Annotated in this window: 15 protein-coding genes; 13 read left to right on the top strand and 2 right to left on the bottom strand. The window is 55.7% G+C overall.

Going from position 1 to position 16770, the window contains the following annotated elements:
- The first annotated feature begins 111 nt into the window (after nt 1-111).
- The 7 genes from ACIQT8_RS18120 (at nt 112) to ACIQT8_RS18090 (ending at nt 6593) form a co-directional block, all read left to right on the top strand.
- Nucleotides 112-1719: an ABC transporter substrate-binding protein gene (locus ACIQT8_RS18120; protein ID WP_400967922.1), complete on the top strand. Its 1608-nt coding sequence runs from the start codon at nt 112-114 to the stop codon at nt 1717-1719.
- Between the two features lie 13 nt (nt 1720-1732).
- Complete coding sequence (locus tag ACIQT8_RS18115; protein ID WP_400967919.1) at nt 1733-2722, top strand: ABC transporter permease; 990 nt, start codon at nt 1733-1735, stop codon at nt 2720-2722.
- Nucleotides 2719-3549 carry an ABC transporter permease gene (locus ACIQT8_RS18110; RefSeq protein WP_400967916.1) on the top strand — a complete coding sequence of 277 codons (831 nt, stop codon included), beginning with the start codon at nt 2719-2721 and terminating at the stop codon, nt 3547-3549. The genes ACIQT8_RS18115 and ACIQT8_RS18110 overlap by 4 nt, the downstream gene beginning before the upstream one ends.
- Nucleotides 3546-4352: an ATP-binding cassette domain-containing protein gene (locus tag ACIQT8_RS18105; RefSeq protein ID WP_400967913.1), complete on the top strand. Its 807-nt coding sequence runs from the start codon at nt 3546-3548 to the stop codon at nt 4350-4352. The genes ACIQT8_RS18110 and ACIQT8_RS18105 overlap by 4 nt, the downstream gene beginning before the upstream one ends.
- Nucleotides 4349-5122 carry an ABC transporter ATP-binding protein gene (locus ACIQT8_RS18100; protein WP_400967910.1) on the top strand — a complete coding sequence of 258 codons (774 nt, stop codon included), beginning with the start codon at nt 4349-4351 and terminating at the stop codon, nt 5120-5122. Before ACIQT8_RS18105 ends, ACIQT8_RS18100 begins: the two co-directional genes overlap by 4 nt.
- A 9-nt stretch (nt 5123-5131) precedes the next feature.
- Nucleotides 5132-6226 carry a pyridoxal-phosphate-dependent aminotransferase family protein gene (locus ACIQT8_RS18095; RefSeq protein WP_400967907.1) on the top strand — a complete coding sequence of 365 codons (1095 nt, stop codon included), beginning with the start codon at nt 5132-5134 and terminating at the stop codon, nt 6224-6226.
- A 178-nt stretch (nt 6227-6404) separates the two neighbouring features.
- A complete protein-coding gene (locus tag ACIQT8_RS18090) occupies nt 6405-6593 on the top strand; it encodes a hypothetical protein (RefSeq protein ID WP_138793282.1) in 189 nt (62 codons plus the stop codon).
- 104 nt (nt 6594-6697) lie between these two features.
- Here the strand turns inward: ACIQT8_RS18090 and ACIQT8_RS18085 are convergent, their stop codons facing one another.
- Nucleotides 6698-8509 (bottom strand): IlvD/Edd family dehydratase, encoded by a 1812-nt coding sequence (locus tag ACIQT8_RS18085; protein WP_138793283.1) that lies wholly within the window; start codon nt 8507-8509, stop codon nt 6698-6700.
- A 519-nt stretch (nt 8510-9028) separates the two neighbouring features.
- Between ACIQT8_RS18085 and ytfQ the strand changes: the two genes are divergently transcribed.
- The 5 genes from ytfQ (at nt 9029) to ACIQT8_RS18060 (ending at nt 14363) form a co-directional block, all read left to right on the top strand.
- Nucleotides 9029-9988 (top strand): galactofuranose ABC transporter, galactofuranose-binding protein YtfQ, encoded by a 960-nt coding sequence (gene ytfQ / locus ACIQT8_RS18080; RefSeq protein ID WP_400967903.1) that lies wholly within the window; start codon nt 9029-9031, stop codon nt 9986-9988.
- Between the two features lie 73 nt (nt 9989-10061).
- Complete coding sequence (locus ACIQT8_RS18075) at nt 10062-11585, top strand: sugar ABC transporter ATP-binding protein (protein ID WP_400967900.1); 1524 nt, start codon at nt 10062-10064, stop codon at nt 11583-11585.
- Complete coding sequence (locus tag ACIQT8_RS18070; protein WP_400967897.1) at nt 11585-12634, top strand: ABC transporter permease; 1050 nt, start codon at nt 11585-11587, stop codon at nt 12632-12634. Before ACIQT8_RS18075 ends, ACIQT8_RS18070 begins: the two co-directional genes overlap by 1 nt.
- The gene (gene yjfF / locus ACIQT8_RS18065) at nt 12631-13611 is read left to right on the top strand and encodes a galactofuranose ABC transporter, permease protein YjfF (RefSeq protein WP_400967894.1); all 981 of its coding nucleotides are present in this window, start codon (nt 12631-12633) and stop codon (nt 13609-13611) included. The genes ACIQT8_RS18070 and yjfF overlap by 4 nt, the downstream gene beginning before the upstream one ends.
- Nucleotides 13612-13628: 17 nt before the next feature.
- Nucleotides 13629-14363: a FadR/GntR family transcriptional regulator gene (locus ACIQT8_RS18060; protein WP_138793288.1), complete on the top strand. Its 735-nt coding sequence runs from the start codon at nt 13629-13631 to the stop codon at nt 14361-14363.
- 44 nt (nt 14364-14407) lie between these two features.
- Here the strand turns inward: ACIQT8_RS18060 and ACIQT8_RS18055 are convergent, their stop codons facing one another.
- Nucleotides 14408-15625, bottom strand: a complete 1218-nt coding sequence (locus ACIQT8_RS18055; protein ID WP_400967890.1) for an MFS transporter — start codon at nt 15623-15625, stop codon at nt 14408-14410.
- 202 nt (nt 15626-15827) lie between these two features.
- Between ACIQT8_RS18055 and ACIQT8_RS18050 the strand changes: the two genes are divergently transcribed.
- Nucleotides 15828-16766 (top strand): AraC family transcriptional regulator, encoded by a 939-nt coding sequence (locus ACIQT8_RS18050; RefSeq protein WP_400967887.1) that lies wholly within the window; start codon nt 15828-15830, stop codon nt 16764-16766.
- Nucleotides 16767-16770: the final 4 nt, after the last annotated feature.

The following is a 16770-nucleotide window of genomic DNA, read 5'->3' as shown; positions in this document are numbered from 1 at the left end:
GCTGTAACACCAACGATTTAGCGTGGACAGTGGCGATCCCTCGATCATAAGATCGGCGCGAGCCAAATGCTGTTCAGCCGCGCCCGGCTTCCTATCTTCCGGAGTATGTCCATGTTGCCTGTTTCGATTTCCCGCCGCTCGCTTCTCAAAACTTCTTTGATCCTTGCGGCTTCAACTGGGCTCACCGGGATTGCCGCCGCCCAGCAGGCAGGTGGAGGTCGACTGATCGTTGCGGCAGACTCCGAGCCGAAGAACCTCAATCCAGCTATCGTCGCCTCCAACGGGGTTTTTTACATCTCCAGCAAGGTCATCGAGCCGCTTGCAGAAGCCTCGTTCAAAGGAAGAGATGGCCTCGAACCTCGCCTAGCAACTGAGTGGAGCGGTTCCGACGACGGACTGACTGCCACTTTCAAGCTGCGCGAAGGGGTAACATGGCATGACGGCAAGCCATTTACCTCAGCCGATGTAGCCTTTTCTGCGCTCCAGGTATGGAAGCCACTGCAAAATCTTGGACGTCTCGTATTCGCAAATCTCGAGGCTGTTGAGACGCCGGATGATCACACGGCGATTTTCCGCTTCTCAAACCCTACCCCATTCCAGCTCGTCCGCAACGCATTGCCGGTCGTGACGAGCGTCTTACCAAAACACCTCTATGAAGGAACCGATATTGCGAACAACCCCGCAAACACCAAGCCGGTCGGCACCGGTCCGTATGTGTTTGCGGAACACAAACCCGGCGAATATTATCGCCTCACCCGATACGCGAACTACTGGGACAAAAGTCAGGCCTTGCTTGATGATATCATCTACAAAGTTTTGCCGGATCGTGCCGCTGCAGCTTCGGCACTGGAAGCAGACGAGATCCAGCTTGCTGCGTTCTCCGCAGTGCCGCTTGCAGACCTTGAGAGGATCTCAAAAGTACCTGGCATCAAGGTAATCGCCGATGGCTACGAAGCGCTGACCTACCAGCTTGTGGTGGAGATCAACCATCGTCGTAAAGAGCTCTCTGACCTCAAGGTTCGGCAGGCGATTGCCCACGCAATCGATAAGAAATTCGTCGTCGACACCATTTTCCTCGGTTACGCGTCAGCGTCGACTGGACCAATACCCAAGAACTCTACCGAGTTTTATTCGGATGACGTTGCCTCTTACGATTTCGATATCGCAAAGGCGAATGCCCTTCTCGATGAAGCGGGCTATGCGCGAAAGGCGGACGGGACGCGTTTTGCGCTGAAACTTTTGCCCGCGCCATATTTCAACGAGACAAAACAATTCGGCTCTTACCTACGACAGGCGCTCCAAAAGATCGGGATTGATGCCGAGCTGGTAAACAATGATTCCGCAGCTCATCAAAAGGCTGTCTACACCGATCACAACTTCGATCTGGCTGTTGCACCACCGGTTTTCCGCGGTGATCCTGCGATCTCCACGACCATCCTTGTACGCTCCGGGATCCCTGCGGGCGTTGGCTTCTCCAACCAGGGCGGCTACGAAAACAAGTCGGTTGATGAACTGATCGATAAAGCAGCAATCACCGTCAATGCGACTGCAAGAACGGAACTCTATAAGGATTTCCAGAAACAGGTGGTTGCTAACTTACCAATCATCAATGTCGCTGAATGGGGTTTCATCACTGTTGCCCGCGATAGCGTCCACAACGTCGCCAGCAATCCGCGCTGGGCCGTTTCCAACTGGGCCGATACGACAATCAGCAGATAATAGGGCTTCAGCCATGGCAGGTGCATTGCTGTTGTTGAAGCGAAGAGCACTCACTGCAATTCCGGTGATGTTGATTGTCCTCGTATTCACATTTGTGCTGATGGAGAACGCATCCGGAGATGCGGTCGACGCCTATCTCGTCTCTATTGGCGGTGGCGATGCGGGGCTTCGCGACGCGCTTCGCCAACAGTATGGTTTGGACGGTTCGATCCTCGCGCGCTTCTGGCTCTACATAACCTCCGTTTTACGGCTCGATCTCGGCTGGTCGGTTTCTTTTGACCGCCCGGTTCTCAACCTCATTCTCGAGCGGCTGCCAAACACGCTACTTTTAATGGCGAGTGCCACAACGCTCGCCTTCCTGTTTGGAACCGCGCTCGGAATTATCGCTGGTGCGCGTCCTCGTGGCTTGACCGACCGGTTACTGTCGGCAATGTCACTGGCACTATACTCGATGCCAGGATTTTGGCTCGGACTTGTGATGGCAATCGTCTTTGCAGTGCAGTTGCGGTGGCTGCCAACCTCAGGGATCGAAACCGTCGCCTCCGGGAAATCAGGCTTGCCACGAATGCTCGATGTAACAAGGCATCTCGTCTTGCCGGTCGCAAGCCTCGGCCTCATCTACCTCGCCCTTTTCTTGAGAGTGATGCGGACTGCCATGGCGGCAATCTGGCCACTCGAATTCGTATTGTTTGCACAATCGAAGGGCCTTTCGAGATCAAGGATTGTCATCCGGCATGTGGCTCGAAACGCCGCGTTGCCGCTCATCACCGTTCTTGGCCTGCAATCTGCCACCATGCTTGGTGGCAGCGTTGTCATAGAAAGTGTCTTTGCAATTCCAGGCTTCGGAAGATTGGCGCAGGAAGCCGTGAGCGGTCGTGACACACCGCTTCTTATGGGAATCATCTTGGTGAGCGCGGTGTTTGTGATCCTGATCAATCTTGCCGTCGATCTCGTTTTATCCGCGCTCGACCCCAGGATTGGGAATGGAGGACAGGTGGGATGAGCTTCCTTTCCCGATTGCTCAAGACCCCTGAGGGCGTTACGGGCGCGTCGATCCTTTTGGTGTTGACGGTTGTTGCAATTTCAGCCCCATTGCTTTTTCCCGGCGATCCGCTGTCGATTGTCGGCGCACCGCTCGTTGCTCCTTTTAAAGACCCAGCCTTCCCGCTCGGCACCGATCATCTGGGTCGCGATGTGATCGCCTGTCTCGCTCACGGAGCACAAACCTCGCTGCTCGTCGGACTGGGTGCTGCCCTTGCTGCGCTGGCGGTCGGAACGGTGATCGGTACCGTCGCCGGATTTTCAGGCGGGCTAGTCGATGAGGCCCTGATGAGGCTGGCAGATGCATTCCAGATCGTACCGAGCTTCCTCCTGGCGCTTGCATTCGTCAGTACGATTGGCGCCTCGATGCCGGTGGTTATCATGGCGATTGCGCTTGGCGCATGGGCCGACCCTGCAAAACTGATGCGGACGCAGGTCTTGTCTGTACGTGAGCGCGACTACGTACAATCGGCACGAGCAATCGGCATGCATCCCCTGGAGATTGCATTTCGTCAGGTCTTTCCGAATGCGTTGGGCCCAGTGCTGGCGCTGGCGGCAATCATTGTCGCTGCCGCAATTTTAACAGAGGCAGCACTTTCATTTTTGGGTTTGGGCGATCCTAACATCGTAACATGGGGTTCGATGATCGCAGAAGGACGCAACGTGCTGCGATCTGCAGCGTTTCTTTCCGTTATTCCTGGCCTCGGCCTGCTGATAACCGTCCTTGGCGTTTACCTATTGGGTGAAGGGATCAACACCGCACTCGCGAACAAGGCGAAGTTAGCATGACAGCAACATCGACGCTCTGCCATATCGACCAACTCAGTGTTGCCTATAGCCGGACAGGCGAACCGGCGTTGATAGATGTAACACTCACGATCACCAGAGGGCGGAAGCTGGCGATAATCGGTGAAAGCGGTTCTGGGAAATCGACGCTAGCCAAGGCCATTGCCAACCTCTTACCAGGCAGCGCCACGGTAACTGGTGAAATCACATGGAAGGGTCCATCCGGCAATATCGCCAACGCGCCATTGTCTGGCAAAGACATCGGATATGTCTTTCAGGATCCGGGCGCTTCACTCAATCCGCTTTTGACTGTGGGCGAACAGGTTTCAGAGGGTGCCGTTCGTCATCTGGGACTTTCATGGTCTCAAGCAAGGGAGCGCGCGCGCGATCTACTCGAAAAGGTCAATCTGCCGCACCCCACGCACCTGCTTTCGGCCTATCCGCACCAACTGTCAGGCGGTCAGCGTCAGCGTGTTGCAATTGCCGCAGCGATAGCTGCAGAACCCTCCATTCTCATTACCGACGAGGCTACGAGTGCGCTTGATACCGTGAGCCAATCCTCGATTATCTCGTTATTAAATGATCTCGTAGTCGAAGATGACCGCACGCTCGTTTTCGTGACACACGATATTGGACTTGCTTCCAGTCTGGCTGACGACATCGCGGTTCTCAGTCGCGGAAGGATGGTCGAAACCGGTCAGGCGGGACGGGTGCTGACGACGCCGACACAGGACTACACCCGGTCGCTTCTCGCGAACTACATAGACTTCGACACTCCATCCCTGATTGATGGAGCCAGGCCATGAGCCTACTTTCGGTAGAGGGTCTCGGCAAGACATTCGAGAGCCCTCAACGCAAAGTCGCCGCACTTGCAGACGTCACGTTCTCCCTGCAGGCCGGTGAAACGCTTGGGCTTGCCGGGCCATCAGGTTGTGGCAAATCGACGTTAGCGCGTATTCTGATGCGGCTTATAACAGCCGATGAGGGCACTGTCCGTTTCGACAAGTACGACTGGCTATCACTTGAAGGCAATGACCTTCGCAGAGCGCGGCCGCGCATGCAGATGGTATTTCAGGATACGCATAGCGCTTTCAATCCAAGCGCGACTGTCGAAAGCTCCATTGGTGAACCGTTACGCATCCATAAAGGCGGATCTGTTGCCAAACGATCGCTTGAAATACACGCACTTATGGATCGGGTTGGTTTGCCCTCGATCTACGCTCAACGTTCGGTCTTTAGCCTTTCTGGAGGTCAAAGACAGCGTGTTGCTATCGCACGGGCGCTTGCACTCAGCCCGGCCCTCCTTATCCTTGACGAGGCTGTTTCCGCGCTCGACATATCGGTCAGAAACCAAATCCTGGAATTGGTGGTAGAAATCCAGCGCGAGACCCAAGTCGCCTGCCTTTTCGTCTCACACGACCTTGCCGTCATCCACGCTGTTTGTCACCGCGTTGCTATCATGGAGAGCGGGCGCATCGTCGAGATCGGGGACACCGGCAAAATCATAAAATTCCCCCAATCGTCAGCCGCGCGGGCCCTTATTGCCGCAGCGCCGCGGCTGTCGAAGACAAGATAAGGACATGACATGCGGATGGATATTTCATCGCTCCTGGACGCCCCACCCTACCCTGCGGAGCGATACGGACGCCTTGCTGACAGACTGGCCCTCCTTCTCGGGACCACGAATGACGTTCTTCTCATTCAAGCTGAGGCCGTACTTGCGCTGGAGGCAGTTGCAACCAGCATTGCGCGTGAAGGAATAAGGGCCCTTAACATTGTCACCAGCCCTTACGGCACATGGTTTGGCGACTGGCTGACAAGAGGAGCCGCTGACGTCGACAATGTCTGCGCCACACCTGCCAAGCCGATCACAATCGAAGCGGTGAGACGAGCGTTGGACAAGGCAGATTATGATGTCTTGTCTATCGTACATGCAGAATCGGCAACCGGCATTCTCAATCCTCTTCCAGAAATCGCCGCACTCGCGAGACAAAAGGGCGTACTTACCATCGTTGACGCCGTTGCATCGATTGGGGGCCATCCTGTTGACGTTGACAGGCTGGGCATTGATATCGCGGTCGTCGGACCACAGAAAGCGCTGGCCGGCCCGGCCGGCGTTTCGGCCATTTCGGTCAGCCAGAGAGCCTGGAAAATCCTTGACCATGACCGCGCGCCGACAAATTCCATGCTGTCACTCCTCGATCAGAAGAAGCTCTGGCTGGACTGCGGACGAGCAGCTCTCCCAGGTACACCTGCGCCGCTGGAGTTCTTTGCGCTCGAGGCTGCTCTCGATCGAATCGAGGCTGAAGGACTTCCAGCCGTTCATCGGCGTCACGCGCAGGCAACCCTTGCCACCCGTGCGGCACTTGAAGCACTTGCGACTTCAGCTTGGGTTGACGTACCCGACAACTCTGTTCTGGTCACTACGGCTATCCTGCCAGATGGGATTGACAGGGACACCTTCCTCACCGCAGCGAACTCTACGCCAGGCGCCGACATTACCGCTGGCGTTGGCCCTGGTGCCGAACGCCTGTTCAGGCTGAACCACACCGGACGTCGCGCGTCAGAAGAAGCTGTGAGGTCGAACATCGCCGCAGTTTCTTCGGCCCTTCGGCAGGTTGGATTGCCATCAGATGACGAAGCTGGTCGGTTGGCCATCGCCTCCGTCTACGGCGCGTGAAATCCCCCTCGATTTTGCGGGGAAAAACGTAATTTCCATCAAAAGGCCGCAAGAAAGAACAGCTGCACATAGGTTCTTGTTAAAAATAGTAGACAAATCCCCGGCGTAATCTTGACGAAATCGTGGCAAAACGCGAAACTTAACACAACGTTAAACTGCGTGATAAAGGGGATTGGCCATGGTAGCAGGATTTAATATGCTTTCCTTTGACCTGTTCGGCATCGGCCGGAGAGCACCGATGCAGCCCGAGCGGGCCGAAACAGAATTCCAGAACCCCAAGTCTCCGAAGCCGGACAACGAACCCGATCAGCACGATAAGGATCAGGAATATGAACTGTTCTTCTGGTCGCTTTATCCGGTGATCTGAAGTTACAATTGGAAAAACAAAACCCGGCGGTTCGCTCCTGCCGGGTTTTTTATTGTCTTGTCAGAGGTGATGCTGTGCACGGATGACCATGCACAGCAACATTCTTAGTGGTTGTCGCGCGGAAGCCCCTTTGTCTGAGCAATGCGCTGATATTTGACTGCTGGCTCGAGGACGGCACCTGTTTCCATCTGGCTGACGATACCGCGCTGGATTTCCTGCCACGGTGTCTGGTGATCCGGGAACTTGTAACCGCCATCAGCAGAAAGTGCCGCATAACGATTGGCAAGCTCCTCGCCGGAAATCAGGATATCTGCCGTGCCGCGACCGACGTCAACACGAACGCGGTCACCCGTTTGAAGAACAGCCAAGCCACCGCCTGCCGCTGCTTCTGGCGAGGCGTTGAGAATGGATGGGCTGCCTGATGTGCCGGACTGACGGCCATCACCGATGCAAGGCAGTGAGTTGACGCCTTCCTTGAGCAGGTAATCGGGAGCGCGCATGTTGACGACTTCAGCCGCGCCCGGATAACCGATTGGGCCGGCACCGCGCATGAACAGAATGGTGTTCGCGTCAATCTTCAGCGACGGATCGTCGATGCGGTGGTGATAGTCCTCTGGACCATCGAACACGACAGCGCGGCCTTCAAATGCTTCGGGATCATTGGGGTTCGAAAGATAACGGTCGCGGAATTCTTTCGAAATCACGCTGGTCTTCATGATCGCCGAGGAGAACAGGTTGCCGCGCAGAACGCGGAAACCTGCGCGCTCCTTGAGCGGCTGCTCGTAAGGACGAATAACTTTCTCATCTTCAATGATCGCGCCACGGCAGTTATCGCCGATCGTCTTTCCATTGACGGTCATAGCGTCTTCCTTGATGAGCCCTTGGGTCATCAACTGGTTGACGACTGCGGGTACACCACCGGCGTGGTAATAGTCTTCACCGAGATATTCACCGGCCGGCTGCAGGTTGACGAGCAACGGCACGTCTTCGCCGTAGGTCTGCCAGTCATCGACCGTCAGTTCTACGCCCACATGGCGGGCAAGACCATTCAGATGGATCGGAGCGTTGGTGGAGCCACCGATGGCAGAGTTAACGCGAATGGCGTTGATGAATGCATCCTTCGTCATGATGTCGGACGGCTTCAGATCTTCTTTGACCATTTCGACGATGCGAAGACCTGTCAGGTAAGATACCTCCTGACGATCGCGGTAAGGCGCGGGAATTGCGGCCGACCCAGGAAGCTGCATGCCAAGTGCTTCGGCGAGCGAATTCATGGTCGTTGCCGTGCCCATTGTGTTGCAATAGCCGGTAGATGGCGCCGACGAAGCAACAAGTTTGACGAACCCCTGATAGTCGATTTCACCCTTAGCCAGGAGCTCACGTGCCTTCCAGACGATGGTGCCCGAGCCTGTCCGTTCTCCACGGAACCAGCCGTTCAGCATAGGACCGACGGACAATGCGATGGCAGGAATGTTGACGGTGGCCGCCGCCATAAGACAGGCAGGCGTCGTCTTGTCGCAACCGATCGTCAGAACCACGCCATCGAGCGGGTAGCCGTAAAGTACTTCAACGAGACCGAGATAAGCCAGGTTGCGGTCTAGACCTGCGGTCGGACGCTTGCCTGTCTCCTGAATTGGGTGGACCGGAAACTCGATGGCGATACCACCGGCTTCACGGATACCTTCACGCAGGCGATTTGCGAGTTCAAGATGATGACGGTTGCAGGGTGAAAGGTCAGAACCGGTCTGCGCGATACCGATGATCGGGCGGTCGGACTGCAATTCGGCCTGGCTCAGACCGAAGTTCATGTATCGCTCGAGATATAGCGCTGTCATATCCGCGTTCGCGGGATTGTCGAACCATGCGCGCGAGCGAAGCTTGCCCTGGGTTGCGGGTAGATTGTCGGATTTAGTCATGATGCAGGTCTCCAGCCTGAAGTGGCCAACGGTAAAATATTATCAAATGCGACAAGCTTATGTTGCACGCACAGAAAATGGAATCAGCATAAGGAGATCAGGCATAGCCGACAGAGGGCAGAGAGACGAGGCATAACGCGCCTGCTTTCAAATTTAGTCGAACATTTTTCGATGTTTAGTACCATAACGGCACTCCGCAGCTTGGTTCCGGATCACCTGGGCAAACCGTTTTCCCCGGGATTTCCTCATCCCGGACCCAACTGGCTCCACCCGTTATTTGTATTACTATTAAATCCGAGCCTCTGATGTCAAGGTTTCAAACAGGCGAAATCCACCCCGCTCGACAGAAGTACACTTCTGATCCCCTAACATATTATATTATTGATTTATCTAGATCTTAATTGGTCCCCCCCTTCTTTACACCCATGCACGAGCGAACAGCCTCAAAAAACACTTTTCAAAGATATTACTATATGCTCATACTGCCGTGTCAGCTGACTTCATCTCTGGGAGGATAAGATGAGAAAAGCAATCGCGGCAGTCACTGTCGCACTTTCAGTATGCCTTGCATCCGGCGTTTCTGCGCAATCGCTCACCGTCGGTTTTTCGCAGATCGGTTCTGAATCCGGTTGGCGCGCGGCAGAAACAACGGTCACAAAGCAGCAGGCAGAAAAGCGTGGTATCACGCTTAAGTTTGCTGATGCACAGCAAAAACAGGAAAACCAGATCAAGGCCGTTCGCGGCTTCATCGCTCAGGGTGTCGACGCAATCCTGATTGCGCCAGTCGTCGCCACCGGCTGGGATGCTGTCCTGAAGGAAGCCAAGGAAGAAAACATCCCCGTCATACTCCTTGATCGCCAGATCGAGGCACCCGACAGTCTGTATCTGACAGCCGTGACATCCGATCAGGTCCATGAAGGCAAGGTCGCGGGCGACTGGCTCGCCAAGGACGTCGGCTCTAAGGACTGCAAAGTGGTCGAATTGCAGGGCACGACCGGTTCGTCGCCTGCCATTAACCGCAAGAAGGGCTTTGAGGAGGCAATTGCCTCGCACAGCAACATCAAGATTGTTCGTTCGCAGACCGGTGACTTTACCCGCACCAAAGGCAAAGAAGTGATGGAAAGCTTCATTAAGGCCGAGGGCGGCGGCAAGGATATCTGTGCCGTCTACGCACACAATGATGACATGGCTGTCGGTGCAATCCAGGCAATCAAGGAAGCAGGCCTAAAGCCCGGAACCGATATCAAGGTTGTCTCGATCGACGCTGTTCCGGACATCTTCAAAGCCATGGCAGATGGTGAAGCAAATGCAACGGTGGAACTGACACCGGACATGGCAGGACCGGCGTTCGATGCACTGGATGCCTATCTGAAGGACAAGAAGGAGCCGGCTAAGTGGATTCAGACTGAATCCAAGCTCTACACGTCGTCCGATGATCCTATGAAGGTCTACGAGGCGAAAAAGGGGCTAGGATATTAATCCAGGCTCCACTTCAGGCGGAGCGGTACAGATGTGCCGTTCCGCACTCTTGATCCATCTGGGAAACTGCGAAATGTCCGAACCGGCCACACTCTTGGAAGCACGCGCGATCGGCAAAGCCTTCCTCGGGATCAAAGCCCTTGATGGCGTCGATTTCTCGGTGCAGCGTGGTGAAATTCACGCGCTCCTCGGCGAAAACGGCGCGGGAAAATCAACTCTCATTAAAATTCTGACGGGCGTATATCATCGTGACAGCGGCTCGGTGTTGCTGGAAGGTCAGGAGATCTCTCCGGCCAATGTTGGCGATGCACAAGCGCTCGGCATCGGCACGGTCTACCAGGAAGTAAACCTCCTCGAAAACCTTACGGTCGCCGAAAACCTCTTCCTTGGTCGCCAGCCCCGACGGTTCGGCATGATCGACCGCCGTGAGATGAGCAGGCGTGCGCTGGAATTGCTTTCGCGTTACGGCCTATCGATCGATGTCAACGCACTACTCTCTACCTATTCCGTCGCGATACGCCAGATCATCGCCATTGCCCGGGCGGTCGACCTATCCGGCAAGGTCCTTGTTCTGGATGAACCAACAGCGAGCCTGGATACGCACGAGGTTGAGATGCTCTTCGGGGTCCTCAGGCAATTGCGGAAGCAAGGTATTGGCACCGTCATCATCACGCATTTTCTCAATCAGGTGTATGACATTGCCGACCGGGTGACCGTTCTACGCAACGGTAAGCTCGTTGGCACCCGAGCCATTGGAGATCTTCCGCGTGCCGATCTGATTTCAATGATGCTCGGGCGTGAGTTACAGCACATCACGCATGATCATGAGGCGACCGAACAGACCATCACAGAGCGCGAGGCATCGATCCGCTTCGAGAATTACGGTAAGCGGGGCAGCGTCGCGCCATTCGATCTTGATGTGCGGGCGGGCGAAATTGTTGGCATCGCCGGTCTTCTCGGATCTGGTCGTACGGAAACGGCGTTCCTGCTGTTTGGCGTTGAACGCCCAGACAGCGGCAGAGCGATCATCGACGGCGCGCCGGTCGCAATCACCTCTCCCGAAGCAGCAATCGCAGCAGGTTTCGGTTTCTGTCCCGAAGAGCGAAAGACCGACGGCATCATCGGCGACTTGTCTGTAACAGATAACATCGCGCTCGCCCTCCAGGCGAGGCAAGGCTGGGCCAGACCACTTTCCCGAAAACAGAAATCCGAGCTCGCAAAAGATTTCATTCAGTCCCTCGACATACGCCCCGCCGATCCGGATCGGCCGATCAAATTTCTGTCTGGTGGAAATCAGCAAAAGGCCATTCTCGCTCGTTGGCTTGCGACCAATCCAAGGCTACTGATCCTGGACGAGCCGACACGCGGGATCGATATCGGCGCCCATGCGGAAATTCTGAAGATGATAGAGAGGCTGTGCGCAGAAGGCATGTCTCTGGTTGTCATATCGTCCGAACTCGAGGAATTGACGGCGATAGCACACCGCGTGGTCGTCCTGTCGGACAGGCGTCATGTACGTGAGCTCGCGGGAGCAGATGTAACAGCAGACAACATCATGCGTGCCATTGCAGATGCAGCACGAACGGAGGCTGCTTGATGCACGCGATCAAAAACCGCCTGAAAAGACTGTTTCCCCAGATTGCCGCCCTGGTTGTCATTCTCACCGCTATCACGGTGATTTCTCCCGGGTTTCTCAATGTTTCTTTCCAGAACGGGCGCCTCTACGGCAGCCTCATCGACATCCTGGTGCGCGCCGCACCGGTTGCGCTTTTGACTGTCGGGATGACGCTGGTTATCGCGACAAGGGGCATTGACCTTTCCATTGGTGCCGTGATTGCGATTTGCGGCGCGGTTGCGGCGACACTGATCAGTGAAGGGCACTCCATTGCATCTGTTATCGTTATATCTCTTGCCGTCGGCATAGCGTGCGGCATCTGGAATGGTGTGTTGGTTGCAGTTCTCGATATCCAGCCCATCATCGCAACGCTCATATTGATGGTCGCGGGACGCGGGATCGCGCAGCTCATCACCGAGGGTGTCATTCTGACCTTCAACAATGATGGCTTTGCCGCGATCGGTTCAGGCACTCTTGCAGGCATTCCGCTGCCTGTCATCATCTGGGCAGCGACAGCGTTGGTTATCGGACTGCTGGTTCGCAAGACGGCACTCGGGTTTCTGATTGAGGCAACCGGTATCAACCGACGGGCCGCCTCTCTTGCAGGCGTGCGAGCCCGTTTCCTTCTGTTTTTCGCCTACGCCGTATCGGGATTGTGTGCAGCAATTGCGGGCATGATTGTCACCGCCGATATCCGCGGGGCCGACGCCAACAATGCAGGCCTTTGGCTTGAGCTCGATGCTATCTTGGCAGTGGTCATCGGCGGAACGTCTCTGAATGGCGGCCGCTTCTCTATCACTGCATCGCTGATTGGTGCCCTGATCATCCAGACGATCAACACCGGTATTCTGGTGTCGGGATTTCCGCCGGAATTCAATCTCATTATCAAGGCGGGTATCATTATTGTCGTGCTTACACTGCAATCTCCGGCAATTTTGACCCTTCTCGATTTTCTCAAAACCTCTAGGCCAAAGCCTCAAACCCCATCCCATACTGCCAACGGCGTGGGTAAAGAGGGAGCAGCGCGATGATACACAGCCGCAATCTTCCCTTCCTCACCACTCTGACGATCTTCGTCATCGCCTATATTCTTTGCGTCATCCAGTATCCGGCAATCTTCTCAACCCGCGTGATCGGTAACCTTCTGACGGACAACGCCTTCCTGGGGATTGCCGCAGTCGGAATGACCTTCGTCATATTGTCTGGCGGGATCGACCTATCGATAGGGTCTGTTATCGCCTTCACGAGTGTCTTCGTCGCGGTCATGGTTGGAACCTATAACGTCCACCCGGTGCTCGCCTTTGCAGTAGTATTGGCGATCTCAACTCTGTTCGGTTGCCTGATGGGGGCGATGATCCGGTTCCTGTCTATCCCACCATTTGTGGTGACGCTTGCGGGTATGTTTCTGGCACGTGGTGCAGCCTATCTGATCTCGACGCAATCCGTGCCGATCTCCCATCCCTTTATCGATGCGATCCAGGGGTTTTACGTCCGCTTCCCGGGCGGCGGCCGACTGACGGCTCTTGCAATGTTGATGCTCATTGTTTTTGCAGCAGGCATCCTTATTGCAAGCCGCACGCGCTTTGGAGCCAATGTCTATGCACTTGGAGGTAATGTACAATCCGCCGAGCTCATGGGCGTTCCGATCGGGTCCACGACAATTGGTATTTATGCGCTCTCCGGCTTTTTGTCGGGCCTATCTGGCATCGTCTATACGCTCTACACCTCCTCAGGCTATTCATTGGCAACGGTCGGTGTTGAACTTGATGCAATCGCAGCCGTTGTCATAGGTGGTACCCTTCTGACGGGCGGCACCGGATTGGTGGCCGGAACATTTGTCGGGCTTCTTATTCAGGGACTGATCCAGACATACATCGTTTTTGACGGCACACTTTCATCGTGGTGGACGAAAATCGCCATCGGCATTCTGCTTTTCGTCTTCATCGTGTTGCAGCGCGCAATCATCTGGTATTCAAACAGGAGACTGGCCGGGCCACATCCGGCCTGAAACATACGGAGGCGCACTTGGGGCTGCTGGAAACGACGATAAGTGGGCGAAAGCGCCGGAACAGCCACTCTCATGTGGTGTCCGAACTCGGCAGCGCCATCGTTTCGGGCAAAATTGCCGAAGGCGCTCTGCTTCCAAACGACGCCGAACTGTCGATGCGCTTTGGCGTATCACGAACGGTGCTGCGCGAAACGATGAAGACGCTCGCAGCTAAAAGACTAGTGGAACCCAAGGCAAAAGTGGGAACGCGCGTCCTCAACCGGTCGAGCTGGAACTTCTTTGACCCCGACGTACTGGGCTGGCGTTGCGACGCTGGAATAGATCAGGAGTTCGTCAATCATCTCGCTGAAATCCGCTTGGCGCTGGAACCGGCGGCCGCGGCAGCCGCCGCCCTTCAGGCTTCAAATGAGGATATTGTTTCCCTCTACGTAATTGCCGCGAAATTCGACAATCAGCATCACACGCCGGAAAGCATCGCCAAGGTCGATCTCGAATTTCACTTGGCGGTTGCCCATATGTCGGGAAATCCCTTCATGCGTTCGGCCAGTGGACTCATCGAGGCGGCACTTGCAATCTCGTTCAAGCTTTCGTCTCCTGCATCCTCGCCTGAGACAATTGCCGAAATCGCCTCGAACCACCTGCGGATCGTGCATGCGATCGCAGCCAGAGATTCCGATGGGGCGATCAAGGCGATGCGACACGTCATAGAAGTCGGCAAAGATCGCACGCAAAGGGCAATCGACGCCCCCTAAAGAAAAAGGGCCCGCATGTGCGGACCCTCTGATTGCTCGGTACGTTATCCCCTTGAGGCCTCGGCCTGCGGAACCACGCCACGGTGCGAAGCCATGAGGCTCGCGCCCAAAAGCGTCGATACACTGACGAAAACGAACACCATTGTTGCACCATGAAGATCGATCAGCAGCCCACCGAGAACGGCGCCGCTCGAAATGGCGATCTGAAAAGTGGTTAGCAACAGCGCTCCGGCACTCTCTGCTTCGTCAGACGCAACCCGTGTTACAAAACTCTGTACCGTGACCGGCAAACCACCGAAGGCAAAGCCCCAAAATGCGATCGCCACGGATGCAATGACGGGAGAGGTCCCTGCAATCACGAGGACAGAAGCCGATGCAGCGATCAGGATCGCAACGATGGTTACAGCCCACGCCGCATTACGCTCTGCGAGAAACCCACCAAAGAAGTTACCGAAAAAGCCACCGACCCCATAGGCCAAAAGCGCAAAGGAAATCGCCTCGATACCGAATTTCGGAACCTCTTCGAGAAATGGGCGAACATACGTAAACCCTGCGAACTGGCCCGCTACAACCAACATGGTCGTCAGAAGACCGATGCGCAATTGCGGCCGCTGCAACAAACGGAACATTGTCCCTAAGCTCGGTGCTCCGGCCGGGGCGAGAGCAGGTACTGTCAATATCTGGGCAAAGAATGCAACCACGCCGAGGATCGCAGCAACCGCGAACGCAGCACGCCAACCCAGAGTGGCTCCAATCCATGCCCCAACCGGTGCGGCACAAACCGTTGCAAGCGACACGCCCGTGAGGATGATCGACATCGCGCGCGGCAGCTTGTCGAGCGGCACAAGCCTCAGCGCAAGAGCACCTGACATCGCCCAGAAACCGCCGAGCCCAATACCGAGGAGAACCCGCGATACCAAAAGCATTGAAAGCCCGTTTGCGAACGCAGCAAGCGTACTGGAGATGATGAGAAGGAGCGTAAGACCCAGGAGTGTCAATCGGCGGTCGACGCTACGGGTACCGATGACAACTGCGGGTCCGGCAACTGCGGCTACGAGTGCTGTCACCGTGATGGATTGGCCAGCGATACCAGGACTGATCGAAAGATCGGCAGAGACGGGGGTCAAAAGACTGACCGGCAGGAATTCCGCTGTCACAAGTCCAAAAACGCCGAGCGAGAGCGAGAAGACCGCGGCCCATTTCGCGTCAGGTTCGCGAGTGCGAGGGATATATTCAAGTTCGTTGGTCGTCCGGCTGGTCATAAAAATCTCCTGACGGGCGCCGCGCAGATATCGCGGGCATCCCTTGCGGAATAGGGTGAAGACGATGGAAAGGCACGGCGGGATCATCGGGAGGTCATTCCTGCCGCACCAGGGAATGCACGTAACCTACGCGTGACACGCTGGCGTTTCCATGCTAGAAAATCCGTATTTCTTGACATAACGTCCAAACACTGAGGCCAGCATGAACGATGCCCTGACAGAGATGTTGCGCGGTTTGCGCCTTGACGGTGTCGAATATGGTCGTTGCCGTATGGCATCCCCATGGGCGACTGCCTTTCCCGAACAGGAGGCTGCGCGATTTCATTTCATTGGTGTCGGGCAGGCAAAACTGCACAAGCCATCCGGTGATTGGCTCGATTTGAAATGCGGTGATGCCGTTCTGTTGCCACGTGGACACGCGCATGTTTTGGGCAGCAGTGAGAATGTGACAGCCACACCCTTCGATCGATTTGGCAAGAAGGAAGTGTGCCAAGGCATTTTTGACATGCAATGTGCCAGTTCAGGCGGAGACACCGTGGCTTTCACCGCTTCGATGCGGTTCAACATGGATCATCTCCATCCGCTTTTGCAGATGATGCCGGATGTGATGTTGACAAGCGATTTGGCAAAAAGCGATCCGGCTATTCCCCACTTGCTCGAAGCGATGACACGGGAGGTTGAACTTAACCGTGTTGGGGCCGGTGGTATTCTTGCGCGCCTTGCCGACGTGCTGACTGCAACACTTATTCGAACCTGGGTCGAGCATGGCTGCGGCGATTCCAGTGGTTGGCTGGCGGCGGTCAGGAACCCCGAGCTCGGGAGGGTACTCGCAGCCATCCATCTTGCGCCCGACAAAGACTGGAGTGTCGAGGAACTCGCAGGACTGATGGGCGCTTCACGATCAAGTTTCGCTGAGCGTTTTACTCGTTTGGTCGGGGAAAGCCCCGCCCGTTACGTGGTACGAGTGAGGATGCACCAGGCGCGGCTTTGGTTGCGTGAAGGAATGCGGGTGACAGCAGCAGCAGAAAAACTTGGTTATGATTCCGAGGCCTCCTTCAGTCGTGCGTTCAAACGTGTTGTTGGCGCTCCGCCAAGCCAGTTCCGAAAGAAGGATTTCGCAAGCGTGGAAGACGCTGCCTGAGCCA

The organism is Agrobacterium sp. NPDC090273, from assembly GCF_044772305.1.
In the GTDB taxonomy this organism is placed as follows: Bacteria; Pseudomonadota; Alphaproteobacteria; order Rhizobiales; family Rhizobiaceae; genus Agrobacterium.
The sequence above is the reverse complement of the archived record's forward strand: the minus strand, read 5'-3'. Positions and strand labels throughout refer to the sequence as shown.

Excerpts from the sequence above, each read along its gene's own strand:
- ACIQT8_RS18090 (WP_138793282.1), top strand. The coding sequence starts at position 6,405 with ATGGTAGCAGGATTTAATATGCTTTCCTTTGACCTGTTCGGCATCGGC.
- ACIQT8_RS18055 (WP_400967890.1), bottom strand. The coding sequence starts at position 15,625 with ATGACCAGCCGGACGACCAACGAACTTGAATATATCCCTCGCACTCGC.
- ACIQT8_RS18070 (WP_400967897.1), top strand. The coding sequence starts at position 11,585 with ATGCACGCGATCAAAAACCGCCTGAAAAGACTGTTTCCCCAGATTGCC.
- ytfQ (WP_400967903.1), top strand. The coding sequence starts at position 9,029 with ATGAGAAAAGCAATCGCGGCAGTCACTGTCGCACTTTCAGTATGCCTT.
- ACIQT8_RS18095 (WP_400967907.1), top strand. The coding sequence starts at position 5,132 with ATGCGGATGGATATTTCATCGCTCCTGGACGCCCCACCCTACCCTGCG.
- ACIQT8_RS18085 (WP_138793283.1), bottom strand. The coding sequence starts at position 8,509 with ATGACTAAATCCGACAATCTACCCGCAACCCAGGGCAAGCTTCGCTCG.
- ACIQT8_RS18110 (WP_400967916.1), top strand. The coding sequence starts at position 2,719 with ATGAGCTTCCTTTCCCGATTGCTCAAGACCCCTGAGGGCGTTACGGGC.
- ACIQT8_RS18075 (WP_400967900.1), top strand. The coding sequence starts at position 10,062 with ATGTCCGAACCGGCCACACTCTTGGAAGCACGCGCGATCGGCAAAGCC.
- ACIQT8_RS18120 (WP_400967922.1), top strand. The coding sequence starts at position 112 with ATGTTGCCTGTTTCGATTTCCCGCCGCTCGCTTCTCAAAACTTCTTTG.
- ACIQT8_RS18050 (WP_400967887.1), top strand. The coding sequence starts at position 15,828 with ATGAACGATGCCCTGACAGAGATGTTGCGCGGTTTGCGCCTTGACGGT.
- yjfF (WP_400967894.1), top strand. The coding sequence starts at position 12,631 with ATGATACACAGCCGCAATCTTCCCTTCCTCACCACTCTGACGATCTTC.
- ACIQT8_RS18100 (WP_400967910.1), top strand. The coding sequence starts at position 4,349 with ATGAGCCTACTTTCGGTAGAGGGTCTCGGCAAGACATTCGAGAGCCCT.
- ACIQT8_RS18105 (WP_400967913.1), top strand. The coding sequence starts at position 3,546 with ATGACAGCAACATCGACGCTCTGCCATATCGACCAACTCAGTGTTGCC.
- ACIQT8_RS18115 (WP_400967919.1), top strand. The coding sequence starts at position 1,733 with ATGGCAGGTGCATTGCTGTTGTTGAAGCGAAGAGCACTCACTGCAATT.